Annotated in this window: 16 protein-coding genes; 4 read left to right on the top strand and 12 right to left on the bottom strand. The window is 40.9% G+C overall.

Annotated features, from left to right (window positions below):
• The 10 genes from Q0E03_RS07015 to Q0E03_RS06970 form a co-directional block, all read right to left on the bottom strand.
• Positions 1 to 1,080: a glycosyltransferase family 4 protein gene (locus tag Q0E03_RS07015; protein ID WP_297130922.1), complete on the bottom strand. Its 1,080-nt coding sequence runs from the start codon at positions 1,078 to 1,080 to the stop codon at positions 1 to 3.
• Entirely contained in the window at positions 1,077 to 1,247 is a 171-nt protein-coding gene (locus Q0E03_RS07010) for a hypothetical protein (protein WP_297130919.1), read from the bottom strand. The genes Q0E03_RS07015 and Q0E03_RS07010 overlap by 4 nt, the downstream gene beginning before the upstream one ends.
• A gap of 192 nt (positions 1,248 to 1,439) precedes the next feature.
• Positions 1,440 to 2,054 (bottom strand): HAD family hydrolase, encoded by a 615-nt coding sequence (locus tag Q0E03_RS07005; protein ID WP_297130917.1) that lies wholly within the window; start codon positions 2,052 to 2,054, stop codon positions 1,440 to 1,442.
• Positions 2,054 to 2,998 carry an ATP-grasp domain-containing protein gene (locus Q0E03_RS07000; RefSeq protein ID WP_297130914.1) on the bottom strand — a complete coding sequence of 315 codons (945 nt, stop codon included), beginning with the start codon at positions 2,996 to 2,998 and terminating at the stop codon, positions 2,054 to 2,056. Before Q0E03_RS07000 ends, Q0E03_RS07005 begins: the two co-directional genes overlap by 1 nt.
• Positions 2,999 to 3,032: 34 nt before the next feature.
• The gene (locus Q0E03_RS06995; protein ID WP_297130912.1) at positions 3,033 to 3,659 is read right to left on the bottom strand and encodes a sugar transferase; all 627 of its coding nucleotides are present in this window, start codon (positions 3,657 to 3,659) and stop codon (positions 3,033 to 3,035) included.
• A gap of 14 nt (positions 3,660 to 3,673) precedes the next feature.
• The gene (locus Q0E03_RS06990; protein ID WP_297130910.1) at positions 3,674 to 4,894 is read right to left on the bottom strand and encodes a DegT/DnrJ/EryC1/StrS aminotransferase family protein; all 1,221 of its coding nucleotides are present in this window, start codon (positions 4,892 to 4,894) and stop codon (positions 3,674 to 3,676) included.
• 206 nt (positions 4,895 to 5,100) lie between these two features.
• Positions 5,101 to 6,126 carry a stage V sporulation protein AD gene (gene spoVAD / locus Q0E03_RS06985; protein WP_297130907.1) on the bottom strand — a complete coding sequence of 342 codons (1,026 nt, stop codon included), beginning with the start codon at positions 6,124 to 6,126 and terminating at the stop codon, positions 5,101 to 5,103.
• A 59-nt stretch (positions 6,127 to 6,185) separates the two neighbouring features.
• Entirely contained in the window at positions 6,186 to 6,665 is a 480-nt protein-coding gene (rlmH, locus tag Q0E03_RS06980; RefSeq protein ID WP_294836505.1) for a 23S rRNA (pseudouridine(1915)-N(3))-methyltransferase RlmH, read from the bottom strand.
• A complete protein-coding gene (locus tag Q0E03_RS06975; protein WP_297130904.1) occupies positions 6,665 to 7,450 on the bottom strand; it encodes an MBL fold metallo-hydrolase in 786 nt (261 codons plus the stop codon). Before Q0E03_RS06975 ends, rlmH begins: the two co-directional genes overlap by 1 nt.
• A gap of 54 nt (positions 7,451 to 7,504) precedes the next feature.
• Complete coding sequence (locus tag Q0E03_RS06970; RefSeq protein WP_297130900.1) at positions 7,505 to 8,791, bottom strand: UDP-N-acetylglucosamine 1-carboxyvinyltransferase; 1,287 nt, start codon at positions 8,789 to 8,791, stop codon at positions 7,505 to 7,507.
• A gap of 467 nt (positions 8,792 to 9,258) precedes the next feature.
• Here Q0E03_RS06970 and dusB point away from each other — a divergent pair, with 467 nt between their 5' ends.
• From dusB to trmL, 3 genes are read left to right on the top strand one after another with little or no spacing between them, the layout of a single operon-like run.
• Positions 9,259 to 10,224, top strand: coding sequence for a tRNA dihydrouridine synthase DusB (dusB, locus tag Q0E03_RS06965; protein WP_297130897.1), 966 nt, complete (start codon positions 9,259 to 9,261; stop codon positions 10,222 to 10,224).
• Positions 10,221 to 11,339: an N-acetylglucosamine-6-phosphate deacetylase gene (nagA, locus tag Q0E03_RS06960; RefSeq protein WP_297130894.1), complete on the top strand. Its 1,119-nt coding sequence runs from the start codon at positions 10,221 to 10,223 to the stop codon at positions 11,337 to 11,339. The genes dusB and nagA overlap by 4 nt, the downstream gene beginning before the upstream one ends.
• The gene (trmL, locus tag Q0E03_RS06955) at positions 11,323 to 11,823 is read left to right on the top strand and encodes a tRNA (uridine(34)/cytosine(34)/5-carboxymethylaminomethyluridine(34)-2'-O)-methyltransferase TrmL (protein WP_078767947.1); all 501 of its coding nucleotides are present in this window, start codon (positions 11,323 to 11,325) and stop codon (positions 11,821 to 11,823) included. The genes nagA and trmL overlap by 17 nt, the downstream gene beginning before the upstream one ends.
• A gap of 91 nt (positions 11,824 to 11,914) precedes the next feature.
• Here trmL and Q0E03_RS06950 read toward each other — a convergent pair whose 3' ends face one another.
• On the bottom strand, positions 11,915 to 12,658 hold the full coding sequence (locus Q0E03_RS06950) for a fibronectin type III domain-containing protein (protein WP_297130891.1): 744 nt from the start codon (positions 12,656 to 12,658) through the stop codon (positions 11,915 to 11,917).
• A 119-nt stretch (positions 12,659 to 12,777) separates the two neighbouring features.
• Between Q0E03_RS06950 and Q0E03_RS06945 the strand changes: the two genes are divergently transcribed.
• The gene (locus Q0E03_RS06945; RefSeq protein WP_297130889.1) at positions 12,778 to 12,984 is read left to right on the top strand and encodes a helix-turn-helix domain-containing protein; all 207 of its coding nucleotides are present in this window, start codon (positions 12,778 to 12,780) and stop codon (positions 12,982 to 12,984) included.
• A gap of 60 nt (positions 12,985 to 13,044) precedes the next feature.
• On the opposite strand, the gene Q0E03_RS06940 is transcribed toward Q0E03_RS06945, so the two are convergent.
• Complete coding sequence (locus Q0E03_RS06940; protein ID WP_297130886.1) at positions 13,045 to 15,441, bottom strand: alpha-L-arabinofuranosidase C-terminal domain-containing protein; 2,397 nt, start codon at positions 15,439 to 15,441, stop codon at positions 13,045 to 13,047.
• Positions 15,442 to 15,445 lie beyond the last annotated feature (4 nt).

Here is a 15,445-nt window from a genome sequence, read left to right as displayed (position 1 = left end):
CTAAAACAATCTTTCAACAGTATTCTCTACAACTTTTTTCTTATCAAACACCTCGGCAATATGATCACGCGAGGCTTGTCCCATTTTGACCTTTTCATCATATGGCAATTCAATGAAACGCTTTATTTTTTCATACAAATCATTTACATTTTTCTTTTCAACAAGATAACCGGTTTTGCCATCAACAACAGCCTCCAAACAACCATGAATATTGCTTGTGATAATAGGTCTGCCCATTGCCCCACATTCAAGATTTGTATTTGCCATCCCCTCATGCCATGACGGAAGAACAAAGCAATGCGATTGTTTGACGAACGGCTTAACATCCTGTTGATACCCATAGAAATTAATAATTCCATCATCAACAAGCCTATTTACTATTTCTTCATAGTTATCTTCATACATACCAACAACATCAAACTCAACATTATTGTATTCATGCTTAATTCTCTTTGCCACATCAAACAGCTCGTCAATTCCTTTTTCTTGCATTATTCTGCCAATAAAAAGAAATCTTGTTTTATCTGTCGGTGGATATTCTTCAAATGGATATTCCTCTAAATTAACACCGGCACCTGCATTGAGTAAGCATTGCTCCTCTTTCACAATTCCATAATCAAGAAACAATTTCATATTCTCACAATTTTCAAAAATGACTGTGTGTGCTTTCTTACAAGCAAACTTGTACAACATAACAATCAATTTCAAAAACAAGCCTTGCTTTTGGAAAGCTGTTCCAAGCCCTGTAATGTTAATTGCATATTTTTTATGCTTGATTGCAGAAACAATGCCTGCATATACATTTGGCTTAATAGTATATGTAATGATAAAATCCGGTTTAACTTTACCAATCATTTTCCAATAATTTAAGAAAAGTTTTAAATCTGTAACAGGATTGATACCTCGTCTATCAACAGCCGTATCAATAAATTTACATCCCATATCTACCATAGGTTGTACCAAATTGCCATTTGGTAATGAAATATAAACTTCGTTACCATCATCAATTAGCTTTTGTAGTAATTCTTTTCTAAACTTATAAAGACCAATGTCGTTATTTGCAATTACTAAAATTATCATTTAATCTTCCTTACAGGCACGCCTGCATATGTACCGCTTTCAGTTATATCTTTCACTATCACCGAACCGGCTCCAAACACACAATCCGATGCAATATTCAGCACCTGTTTTGTGCAAGAACCTGCTCCGATATGTGTTGATTTTCCTACTTTAACTATTCCTGACAAAGCCACTGTTTCAAACTTAAAATTTGGGTTTTGTTATAACTCACCAATCTTATTTTGATAATCACAGTCTTTTTATCAGATAATAAATACCTCTGTTTAATAATTTCCTGCATAAATCAATAATGTGTGTTGTAACCCCCCGTTAGCTGCAGTCATATTAGTAACAGCAATCATTATATTCATAAATAACTCCTAACTAAAATAATATAAACCATTTACATTTCTAAAATATATCGACTTCATTCCCAAATTTGTTGGTGCAACAAAATCTTTTAAAATGTTATCACCTATGTATACCATTTTTTCAAACGGAACTTCAAAACACTCTTGCATTATTACAAAAGCCTTTTTGTTTGGCTTTCTAAATTCTATTCCGCCTAACTCATCCGTAACCACAATTTTATCAGCTTCTATTCCTAAAGCTGCAATTTTGGCATACTGGCTAACTGGTCTTCCATCTGTAATAATTCCAATTTTTTTCTTTTTTCGTATTCGGCTAATCATTTCACATACACCATCATACAGTTTAATTTCCGGTTTCTGGTTTCTATATATAGAAAGTGCAATTTCTTTTTTTTCTATAATTCCATATTTATTAAAGACAACATCTATTGCTTTTTCTCCTTTAACAAAAGAGTCCCATAAGTCAAGTTCAATTTGTGGATTTTGTAAATACTCACTTATTTTTTTATATCCACTTCGTACATAATCTTTTTCGCTATATAAAGTGTCATCCAAGTCAAATATTACTGCTTCAACATCTGCAATATTTTTTTCAACTTCAAGAATGTTTGCTATTTCTATCATTAATTCACCTTTATACTTTGGTCAAATCTACTAAAAACAGCACCGTCCTCTGCTGCAAGACTCACATATTCTAGTTTTTTTCCATTTAACAATTCTAATAAAGCTTTTGCACTATCTGCACCGGCTTTAATCGAAAGAGGCGCACCTCCACCAAATCGTGGATTTATTTCAATATAATAATCCTTTTTTGTTATATTTTGTCTTATTAATTGCACTGTTATTTGACCACACGGCTTATAATCGGCAATCAATCTCTTTATTTCTTCAATTATAATGTGATCCTGAACGATTTCAGTTTTCAGCACTTCACCAGCTCTCACAGCAAGACGTATTCTCGGAGTGATAAATATCGGATTTCCATCAAAATCACAAAATATGTCTACTGTATACTCTGTTCCAGAAATATAGGGCTGAATAATATAATCCGGAACCTGCTCTGCAAATAACTCTAATTCTTTTTCATTTTCAACTTTGAAAGCGGATATACTCGAACTTCCGTCTTTAGGCTTTATAAATGCAGGATAACCTCCATTATACTTGGTCCATTCATCTATCGGATAAGGACTTTCTAAACCTAGTGAATTAAAATAATCAGCAGTATATCTTTTGTCTCTGCACAACATCACTTTATCTTCTGCACTTATTATCACTTTTGTTTTGCCAAAATTCTTTTTGTTTTGAGATAACAACATTAAATCAGTATCAATAGTAGGAATGAGAGCATCAATATCATTTTTAGAGCAATATTCTTGTAAAAACGGAATATATTTATTATCTTTAATTCTTGGTGTTATTACTGTTTTATCACAAAACATAAGAGCAGGTGCACTTTGTGATATATCTGAACCGTGAATTTCTAAATCAATATCCAAATTTTCTGAAGCTAATTTAAAGGCTTGTATTAATTCTACTCTTCTTCCGATACTAGTAAATAATATTTTCATAAAATTGCCCTTCTTGATTTGATATTTCTATAAATTAAGAATTAGAAATTTCCCTTCCCGGTGTTCCCATAAACACTTCCATTGTTGCACTTGTTTCCGAACTAATGCCCTCTTTTTTGAGGACATTTAAAACCGTCATAAAGAGAATTTTGACATCCATTGCAAAACTATAATTGTCAACATAGTGAACATCCATATCGAACTTATCTTCCCAAGAAACAGTATTTCTGCCGTTTACTTGAGCCCAACCGCTCAAACCCGGTCTAACCTCGTGCCGTCTGTGCTGATGCTCGTTGTATCTCGGTATGTACTCCACAAGAAGCGGTCTCGGTCCGATAACCGACATATCGCCTTTTAGTATGTTGAACAGTTCCGGCAATTCGTCTATGCTTGTTGAACGCAGGAACTTACCAAACTTGGTCAAACGAACTTCATCAGGCAACAATTCGCCGTTTTCGTCACGCTCATCGGTCATAGTGCGGAACTTCATCAAAGTGAATATTTTTTCATCCTTGCCCGGTCTTTCCTGCCTGAACAAAACAGGACTTCCGAGTTTTGTTTTTACAAGAACAGCTGTGACCGCAAGCAATGGTGACAAAACAATGATTGCAAGCAACGACGAAATTATATCAAGAATTCGCTTTATGTACTTATAAATCATAGTTCACCGTCCGCTTACTCAAAACATTTCTTAATCACTTCAATAATTCTATCCTGCTGTTCGGGAGTCATTTTGTTATCGCTCGGCAAGCAAAGACCTCTGCTGAAAATGTCCATTCCCACATCATTTGCTTCGCCTGCAATATACGCATTTGTTCTCGCTCTGCCGTTGCCGTCTTTTGTGACAAAACCGTTCATTCTGTAAATCGGTTGCATATGCATCGGCTTCCAAATCGGTCTGCCCTCTGCATTAATCTTTGCAAGTTCGTCAAGAATTTCGTGAGGGCAAGTTTTGCCGCTCTCGCTGACATAGCAATAATCTCGCTCGCTGCGAACTTGCTTGCACATTGCGTCCTCGTCAATAATCATACAAGACAGCCAAAAATTCGGTTCGCTGTTTTTCTCGTCATAAGGATTCATCTTAACAGGCAAGTCCTTGAACGCTTCCTTATATCGCATATATATTGCCTTTTTCTGTGCAATATGCTCTTCAAGATACGGAATTTGGCCACGAACAACACCTGCAATTACATTCGACATTCTGTAATTATATCCAAGTTCCTCGTGCTGATACCACGGTGCATTTTCTCTTGATTGCGTTGACCACTTGCGAACCTTGTTGGCAGCCTCTTTGCTGTCTGTCAACAACATTCCTCCGCTTGAACCTGTGATGATTTTGTTTCCGTTAAAACTTATGCAGTTGAACGAACCAAATGTGCCGGTCTGCTGTCCTTTGTATGTAGCACCAAGCGACTCGGCGGCATCTTCAACGATAACCGCACCATGCTTGTCGCAAATTGCCTTGATTTCATCAATCTTACCCGGAGTGCCGTAAAGATGCGCCACAACAACAACCTTTACATCAGGATAAAGTTCAAACGCCTTTTCAAGGGCAACAGGGTCCATATTCCAAGTGTCGTATTCTGTGTCAATGAACACAGGTACACCGCCCTCATAAACAACAGGGTTTACCGTTGCGTCAAAGGTCATATCAGAACAAAAAGCCCTGTCACCGTGCTTCACACCCGCTAATTTCACCGCAAGGTGCAAAGCCGCTGTTCCGGCAGACAAGGCAATCGCATATTTGCAACCGACCTTGTCGCAAATTTGACGCTCAACCTCGTTGATGTTTTCACCGATGGTTGACATCCAATTTGTTTCGTAAGCTTCGGTTACGTATTTTAATTCCTCGCCGTGCATGGTCGGCGAAGAAAGCCAAATTTTTTCATTAGCCATAATATCCTCCAAAACATATTGCACAAAATTCCAAAAAATATTTGTGCAATATACATAATCTCTCTTCTCCACAAAATTATACACTATATAAGATAAAATTACAATATCATTTGTTATTTTTATCAAATAATGAACAAAAGCAACCGAAACCGTGTCGGAAATATTATGCAGATGCGTTAATTTTTTGCTCAAAAAACGACAACTGCTTATTTTTCGAGCAAAACGGCGTGGGCAATACCCGGAATTGACTGACCCTGCTTTGTTGAGGTCGGCGACATCAGTGCTCCCGTTGCGACAAACAGCACTTTTTTGAGCGTGCCGTTTTTGATATTTTTCATAATGTGTGAACAAACAACGCTTGCCGAACAGCCACAGCCCGAACCGCCCGAATTGACATCCTGCTCCGCCAAATCAAAAATCATCGTTCCGCAATCTTTGTGCTGTGTTTTGATGTCGAGCTCGCTGTCCTCTTGCAAAAGTTCAAACAACAACTTTGAACCCGTAAGCCCCAAATCACCCGTCAAAATCAGGTCGTAATCCTCAGGCTTTGTCTGTGTGTCGTGTAAAAAATCCGCTATCGTTCTCGCCGCCGCGGGTGCCATTGCCGCACCCATATTGTTTGCGTCTTTGATGCCCAAATCTGTAATCGTTCCGATGTGAACAGCAGAAATTTTTACGGCATTTTGCAACTTTTCGGGTTCGATATTTCTTTGATTTTGCACAACCGCACAACCTGCGCCCGTGACCGTCCATTGTGCTGTCGGAGGTCGTTGGCCGCCGTATTCAAGCGGATAGCGAAACTGCCTTTCGCTTGACGCAAAATGGCTCGAAGCACCCGCAACGCAGATGTTTGTACCTGCTGACACGAGCATTGCCGAATTGCACAAAGTGAGCGCCATCGTTGAGCATGCACCGTACATTCCGATGAACGGCATTTCCAAATCTTTGAGCGCAAAGCACGAGCCTGTGCATTGGTCGAGCAAATCACCCGTCATAACAAAATCAACATCCTTTGGCGAAACATTTGCACTTGCCAAAGCCCTGATTATCGCATCGTGGAGCATTGCACTTTCAGCAAGTTCAAAGCTGTCCTGTCCCATCGTTGTGTCCTCAAAAACCATATCGAAATCATCGCCGAGAGGACCTTCGCCCTCTTTTTTGCCGGCAACTCCCGCCGAGCCGATAATCAACGGTTCTGATTCAAAAATATATGTTTTTCCGATTTTCTTCATAAAAACACCTCGGTAGTAGTTTTACCGAGGCATAAATTTATATTATAGAAATATGTGTTTTATTTATGATATTTGCTGTTGTTGAGTATCGAAAATGCACGATAGATTTGCTCCAAAAGAACAACACGCATAAGCTGGTGCGGAAGCGTAAGTTTGCCAAACGACAGTTTCAATTTGCCAAGCGACTTGACCTCATCCGACAGACCGAACGACCCGCCGATAATAAAGGTTATATCGCTGTTCCCCGCAACCGCAGTTGCCTCGATTTTCTTTGCAAAATCCTCGCTTGAAAACTGTGTGCCCTCAATGCACATCGGCACAACAAACGAGCCTTTCGGAATTTTTGCGATAATACGCTGACCCTCTTTTTGCTTAACATTTTCTATTTCCGACTCGCTCGGATTGTCGGAGCAACGCTCCTCATTGACCTCGACAACACTCACCTTTGAATATGTGCCGAGCCTTTTGAGATACTCCTCGCAAGCGTCACGGAGATATTTTTCTTTCAGTCGTCCGACTGCGATAACCGTCACTTTAATCATAAAACTATTGGCCTTTCAAAGCATTCCTCAGCCGAAACACCGAGACGAAAATCCTTATTTTGCTCAAATCCCGCTTCGCTCAACGCACAAAGAGTTGCTTGGCGTGCGACATCGGGATTGTTGTTCTCCTTGCTCAAATGTGCCAGCACAAGCCTTGTTGTGCCGTTTTGCATAAGTTCCTTTGCAAATTCGCCACACGCAAAATTTGAAAGATGCCCTTTTGCCGACAGAATTCTCTGCTTGAGCTGATAAGGATAAAAACCGTTTTCAAGCATTGTAACCTCGTGGTTCGACTCAAGATACACCATATCCGTGCCCTTGAGTTTTTCCCTTGCGTCATCGGTCACATATCCCGTATCGGTACACACGGCGATTGACCTGCCATTCATATTGAAGCGATAGCCAACGCACGCAACGCTGTCGTGACTGTTGACAAACGGCACGATTTCCGCTCCGCCGATTTCCATATTTTCATCAATTTTATAAAGCGGCACGCCATCCTTAATTGAACCGCTCGCCTTGATTTTTTCTGCCACATCCTTGTGAGCAAACACCGGCAAATTATGCTTTGCCGAAAAAACACGCAAGCCTCCGATATGGTCGGTGTGCTCGTGAGTGACAAAAATTCCGTCAAGTTCATCAGGTTCAACACCGATTGAACGGAGCTTTTCATCAAGTCGCTTTGCACTCACTCCGGCATCAACAAGAAACTTGCCGCAAGCCGAGGATATGTATATTGAATTGCCCTTACTGCCCGAAAACAGCTGACACGCTTTTGCCATTTTGCACCCCATTACTTCAAAAAAATCCCCGTCAACGACGAGGATTATATTGTTTTAACCTGCGGAAGAAACAGCGTTTTCTTCCTTAACCGCAACACGCTTGATGTCTGCGCCGAGTGCCGAAAACTTTTCAACAACATCCTCGTATCCACGCTCAACATAAATCGTGTCCTCAACGGTTGTTACGCCTTCTGCAACCAAACCTGCAATAATCATTGCCGCACCTGCACGGAGGTCGGTTGCTCTGACTGTTGTGCCGTCAAGTCTCGGAACTCCGACAATAACAGCCACCTTGCCGTCAACCTGAATATCCGCACCCATACGAAGAAGCTGTTGAACATACTGAAAACGATTGTCCCACACGCTCTCGGACAAAATGCTTGTGCCGTTTGCAATAGACAAAAGCACCGCCATTTGAGGTTGCATATCGGTTGGAAAGCCCGGATGAGGCATAGTCTTTACATTGCATTTTGAAAGTGACTTAAATCTTGTTACACGAACCGCATCGTCATATTCAATAACTTCTGCGCCTGCTTCTTCAAGCTTCGCTGTGATTGATTCAAGGTGCTTCGGAATTACATTCTTAACAAGCACATCACCGCCACAAGCCGCAGCGGCAACCATATATGTGCCTGCTTCGATTTGGTCGGGAATGATTGAATATGTGCAACCGTGCATTTTTTCTACGCCACGGATTTTGATGACATCGGTGCCTGCGCCCCTTACATCCGCACCCATTGAGTTGAGGAAGTTTGCAAGGTCAACGATATGTGGCTCTTTTGCCGCATTTTCAATAACGGTGAGGCCTCTTGCCTTAACCGCCGCAAGCATAATGTTGATGGTTGCGCCGACAGACACAACATCCATATAGATAGGTGTGCCGACAAGTTTTTCTGCCTTTGCACACACAACGCCGTCAATAATATCAACCTGTGCGCCGAGCATTTTGAAGCCCTTTACATGCTGGTCAATAGGTCTTACACCAAAATCACAGCCACCCGGAAGCGCAACATCTGCCTTGCTGAACCTGCCAAGCATTGCACCAATCAAATAGTAGCTTGCTCTGAAATGAGATGTAAGTTCATACGGTATACTTTGATAATTAATATTTGTAGTGTTAATATCCAAGGTGTTTTTGTTGACAACCTTAATCTCAGCGCCCATTCTGCTGAGAATTTCGATAATCAGCTGAACATCGCTGATTTGCGGGATGTTCTCAATTCTGACAGTATCTTCTGCCAAAAGAGCCGCCGGGATAATAGCAACTGCGGCATTTTTTGCACCGCTGATATTAACTTCTCCGAACAATTCGTGTCCGCCGTTAATAACAAAATTATCCACGATTTTCCCTCCGTTCATAAGGTAATATATATAAATAAAAGTAGAAATCAAATTTATGTAGTCGCAATTATGCAATATGCATAATATCGTACATATTGAATTATAACAAATTACCAACGTAATGTGAATAAAAAGTCACCGATTTTTACCGTTTTGTAATCTGTTAGGCTTCTAAATATATTGCTTTTTCGTAACAAATACACAATATATGGTGTAGTTCCTTTTTTGGATACACAATTTGCTACATTTTGTATCTTCATAGGTAACAAAAGAGTAACACATTATTACAAATATGTCAATGCCTTTTGCAAGATTTATTATTAATTGTAAAAAACTGCTAAATATTTTTAAATTCGCATTTAATGTTTTGATTTCATTTGATTTTACATTATTAATATGATATATTATGAGCGTATTAATCAAGGTAATAAGTGTGAATTAAGAGATTAATTCGGATTGGAAAATTTATGAAAATCGGCGATTTAGAATTTACAAATATTGCATTTTTGGCACCGATGGCAGGAATTGCGGACAGGGCGTTCAGAGAACTGTGCACACAATTCGGAGCGGCATACACGGTGACGGAAATGGTGTCGTCAAAAGGTTTGACAATGGGCGACAAAAAAAGCGGAGAGCTGTTGACAATCGGCAATGAGCGTCCGTGCGGAGCACAGATTTTTGGTGACGACCCTGAAATTATGGCTCATGCGGCAGTCAAATGCCTTGAATACAAGCCAAATATAATTGACATAAATATGGGCTGTCCTGCTCCGAAAGTTGCCATGAACGGCGGAGGTGCAAGCCTGATGAAAAATCCACAGCTTGCATACGAAATCACAAAGGCGGTCGTTGAAGCGGTGGACATTCCCGTCACGGTCAAAATCCGCAAAGGTTGGGATGACGACAACATCAACGCTGTTGAAATGGCACTTCTTGCACAAAAAGCAGGGGCAAGCGCTGTTGCGGTGCACGGCAGAACACGACAGCAGATGTACAGCGGAACGGTTGACTACGACATCATTGCAGAGGTGAAAAACTCACTTGACATCCCCGTTATTGCAAACGGCGACATAACAGATGAGCAGTCGGCGGCGATTATGCTTGAAAAGACGAATGCCGATGCAATAATGATTGGCAGAGGTGCGCTCGGCAATCCGTGGGTATTCTCCCGAATCAACGCTTATCTTTCGGAATGCAGAGTTCTTCCGGAGCCGTCAACGATTGAAAAAATGAATGTTATGCTAAAGCATATTCAAAAAATAATCGAATACAAAGGCGAATACACAGCTATGCGAGAGGCTCGACACCACGCAGCGTACTACACAAAAGGTATGCGAGGCGGTGCAAAGCTCCGTGCCGAAATCAGCAAATACGAGCATTTTGAACAGCTCCAGGAGTTGTCATATCGCATAATCAAGGAGGCAGAATTATGATTCTCAAAAACTGCACATTCATCAACGAAGAATTTGAAAAGGAATTCGGCGACATAAAAATTGAAAACGGCAAAATTGCCGAAATCGGATTTTTTGACGCAGAAAATGACGAAGTTCGTGATATGACCGACTGCATCATTTTTCCGGGATTTATCGACATCCACATTCACGGCGGTGCAGGCGCAGACTTTTCTGACGGCACAACCGACAGCATTGACGCAATCAGCACATATCTTGCAAAACACGGTGTAACCTCATTTTGCGGAACAACAATGACTCTTTCGCACGAAAAGCTGAAAGAAATAGTTAAATCGGCAAGCGGATACACCGCACCGAAATCGAAACTTGCGGGCATAAACCTTGAAGGTCCGTACATTGCCGAAGCAAAGGCAGGCGCACAAAACAGAGAATTCATCCGTCCGGCAAGCACAAAAGAGGTTGACGAGTTGCTTTCAATCAACGACAAAATCAAGCTGATTACCATTGCTCCCGAAGCAAGCGACACGCAGGATTTTATCACAAAGGAAAAGGAAAATTTGACGATTTCTGTCGGTCACAGTTCGGCAAACGCACAGCAAACAAAGGAGGCTATTGCAAGCGGTGTTGCACACGCAACGCATCTTTACAACGCAATGACCCCTATGACGCACCGTGAAGCAGGAATTGTCGGCACGGTGCTTGACAGCGACATCACGGCGGAGCTCATCTGTGACGGCGAGCACATCTGCCCTGCCGTTTTGCGAAACACATTTAAAATTTTGGGCGAGGACAGAGCCTGCGTAATCAGCGATTCAATGCGTGGTGCGGGTCTCGGAATCGGCGAATATGAGCTTGGCGGTCAGATGACCTATGTCAAGGACGGCTACAAGGTGGCAAAACTTGAGGACGGCACAATTGCCGCTTCAATCACCAATGTTTTTGACGAGTTCAAAAATTTGCTTGAATTCGGAATTGATTTCAAAACAGCGCTCAAATCCTGCACAATCAACCCGGCAAAGGTTATCAAAGAGGATAAAAATATCGGTTCAATCGCAGTCGGCAAATGCGCCGATTTGATTGTCACCGATGAAAATTTCAGTATAAAAGAGGTTTACATCAATGGAACACTCGCTTAACATCGTGCTCATAGAGCCTGAAATTCCGCAGAACACAGGCAACATTGCAAGAACCTGCGCCGCAACAGGAGCAAGGCTTCATCTTGTAGGGCCTATGGGTTTCCACATCACCGACAAGCAGGTGAAAAGAGCAGGTCTTGACTATTGGGACAAGCTCGACATCACATTTTACGACAGCACCGAGGAGTTTTTTGAGAAAAACAAGGGCGGAACATTTTATTATTTTTCCACCAAAGCCGAGCAAGCACACTCGGATGTTGAATATCCAAACAACTGCTACCTCGTTTTCGGCAAGGAAACAAAAGGCTTGCCCGAGGAATTGCTCAAAGCAAACCACGATTGGTGCGTGCGTATGCCGATGAGGGGCATCATCAGAAGCCTTAACCTCTCAAACGCCGTGGCAATCGGCACATATGAGGTGCTCCGCCAATGGGATTACCCCGAATTAGTCCAAAAAGGCAAACTGCATAATTTAGAATGGTAAAACAGGCGAACACAGTTCGCCCCTACAGTTTATTATAGCATTAAACTACACAACCCCGAAGCAGTAGCTTCGGGGCTTTTTGTGCAAAAATTTATTTACACTTAACACTCTTTATATTTGACCATTTACCATAAACCTTTTGACCGTTTATGTTCTTATATGCACGAATTTTCACATAGTAAGTTTTGCCTTTTGTAAATTTCTTACCAATATATGATGTGGTTCGACCGTTATTTATAACTTTTTTTGCTATTACTTTTTTAAAGTTCTTATTCTTTGAATAATAAATTTGATATCCACTTGCACCATTAACACTATCCCATCTTGCCTTTATTTTTGCGTTTTTCAGTGCCTTTAATTTTAGATTGAGTATTTTACCTAATTTTTCTGTGTAATTCACAGAAAAATAATATGTACCACCAAGATTATAGCGGTGTCCGTCAATGCTGTAATTTGAAATTGAAATATAGTACATTCCTCTTTTTAATGCTACTGTTTTATCAATCTTATAACAATCAAAAGCCTTGTTATAGGAACTATGAAGTCTTTCTATTTCATTACCATTTGAATCAAAAATGTAGCAAAATGAATTATATTTACTATCAAATAAATCTACTTTTATCGTTGCATTTCCGGTTTCCGGCATTTCAAAAGAATAAAAATCAAACTGTTCATTTAATTCACCGGATTGTAAAGTTCCGCTGTATTCAATGTTTAAACTAATTGATTGAGCATCGTTCGCAGTTATTCCTGCCGCATATACGGTGAAATTCAAACCCATTACAGCACTTAACATAATCACTGTTGAAAGTAAAACACTTATTAACTTTTTCATACATTTACCTCTCTTTTTATAAGTAATTTTTATTCTTACAGTTAAATTATAGTAAAAATATTTACTAAAGTCAATAGTAAACTTTTGTACTACATATAATAAAAGTACGAGGTGATATTATGGACTATATTAAGCGAATGAGAGATTTGCGAGAGGACAACGACAAAACGCAACAGGAAATTGCAGAAATTTTGAACACATCACAAACAATGTATGCTCGATATGAGCGTGGTGCAAATGAATTGCCTATACATCATCTTCTGACACTTGCAGAATATTATAATGTAAGCACAGATTATCTTCTTGGAATAACGGACAAACCTTAAAATCATCACAGAAAAATATAACCCCGAAGCTGATGCTTCGGGGTATTCTTAACGGCTCAATTATTCTTCATCGGTTGGGTCGTCTTTTTTCTTTTTATTCGGCTTATTCGGTTTTTTGCCTTTAAGCACAAACTTGGAATACACAAAATATCCCGCTGCGCTGCCCACAACAAAAAGGGCAATAATCATAATGATAAATACAGGAATACTCATAGGAACGAATGCTTTAACCTCCGTGTTCAAATTATCTGGCAAGGCATAGAAGCCGTTGCCGTTGTTTTGCTCGTAGCCGACTCTGATGACGGTTGCGCTGTACGGTGCAAGTTCCGCCTCAAATGTGCCGTCCTCAAATTCAAGTTCTGTCTGTCGAGGTGCTACGGTCTGCTTTTTTGTGCTGTTGAATGCCGACTTGAAATCGCTGCCGACACTTTGCTGTGACACCGCAGAAACCTCATCAAATCCGCTCAAATTGACGCTGATTTTTTCGTGATTGCCTGAAGTGTTCACAAGTTTTATATAAAGCGTGCGTGAAGTTTCGTCAACGGTTACGCTCTGAAAAACTCCGTCGCTGTCGCTGTTCAGCGTTGAATTGACATAATTTTTGCCCACATTGTTTGCAAAAATAAGCTGTGTGTAATAGCTTGGCGTGTACGCCAAATCATTGCCGTCAAACCAAACAAGGCTTTGATTTTTGGTGTTTGCACCGATTTTTGAAAAAGTCGGCGAATAGCTTGCCATTTTGACAACCGAGCTGTTTTTTTCAAGTCCCGTGATGAATGAAGCCTCCTGCGAAGCGTTGAACATATTATTGTTCTTCAAATCGTTGCCCTTGGTGTATGCCGAACTGCGGTATTCGTCAAGGATTACCCCTGCCCCGCTTTGATTGTAGCTGTCGTATCTCGAAACATATTGCGACATCGGATAAGCCTTTGAATCAATATATTTTTCGTTTGCAAGTCCGCTTGAATATGACGAATTAATTTTGTTCCAAGCGGTGTCAAAATCCTCTCCGTCAGACGAATAGCCTGTTGAAGCAATCACAACAATGTCGGGATATTTTTCGTTGATAATCTTCTTCAACGCATCAAAATTTCGCCAATAGGTTTCGCCGTAATTGTCACCGCCGATTTGCAAATATTTGAGATTAAACGGCTGTTCACTTCCGTTTGCACTTCGAAGAGAAGCCCAATAACCCGCCGTGCTGTCGGCGTTTGCATATTCAATCAAGTCCAGAACATCCTGTGCGTAATTGATGAAATCATCAGTGCCCGGTGTGAGCGCAATGCTGTTGACATACTTGTTGAAATCATCAACGCTTTTCACTCCGAGAGAATTTATGTACTCCGTTCTCGCCTTGACTTCGCTTTTTTTGAAGCCACACTCATTTATGAGGTAAGCCTCCCACTGCTCATCGGTCATATAAGTTTTGTCAAGAGCCTGCGAATAAGCCTCGTATTCGCCATTAGTCTGACACGCAATGCCTGCACCCACCACAGCAACGGGAACGGCATTCAAGTCCCTTGCAAGCTGAAAATATTCGTGATAGCCAAGCATATTTGAATTGTTCGCAAAATAGCCCTTTGAACTGTTGTTGTACACGCTGACCGACTGCCTGCGAAGCGCCGGCTCGCCGATAGTGTCTTTCCAATTATAACCGTCATTGTTTTCGGCTGTACAATTACCCGGGAACTTGAGGAATGACGGCTTCAAATTTTTGAGTGCCTCAAACATATCCGCACGGAGAGAAGCATATTTCCACTCACCGTCTCCAAGACCGAAGCTGTCATCCGGAACAAGGGTGACATAATCGATACAAATCGAGCCTGTGCCGTTGAAGCTGATTCCGAGTCCGCCATTTTCGGTTGCCGTTGACTTAACCTTTACGCTGACCTTTGTCCACGAATTCTTGTTCGTGCTGTTTATATCAAGCTGAACAGGGTCGGCATTATTTGATTTTGAATCAAGAAACACACCGATTTTGCCCTGAAAATCAACATTGAGCAGATAGCACGAAAAATAATATGTTGTGTTTTTTTTGAAGCTCATCCCTGATTTTTCAGCAACCTTTGAGCTGTAATTTCCCTTTTTGTCAAACAGTTTTGTATAGCCTTTGTTGAGCATTTTTCCCGATGATTCAACCGTGATTGTTTCATAGGTCGGGTTGTTTTGATTGATAGGGTTTTGGTTCGACACAACAGGCGAAACACCGTTGAATTCCCACGCATATTCGGGATTGTCCTTGTATTCAAACGAATTGTTGTTGACCATATTTGACGACAATCCGCCGTCAACACCAAATGAAGCGTCATCAATGCTGACGCCGTACAAGGTGGGCGAAATCTCCGCACCGATGTCGCCCTTTGAAATATTGAGAGTTGAATTCGCCTTTGCAAAAACAGGACTCGAAAACGCAAAAACAAATATTATCGATAATAAAACAGAAATTACTTTTTTCATACAT

Origin of the sequence: uncultured Eubacterium sp., from assembly GCF_934525195.1 — a bacterium.
Classification (GTDB): domain Bacteria; phylum Bacillota; class Clostridia; order Oscillospirales; family Acutalibacteraceae; genus Eubacterium_R.
This window is presented reverse-complemented; position numbering and strand designations above follow the sequence as displayed.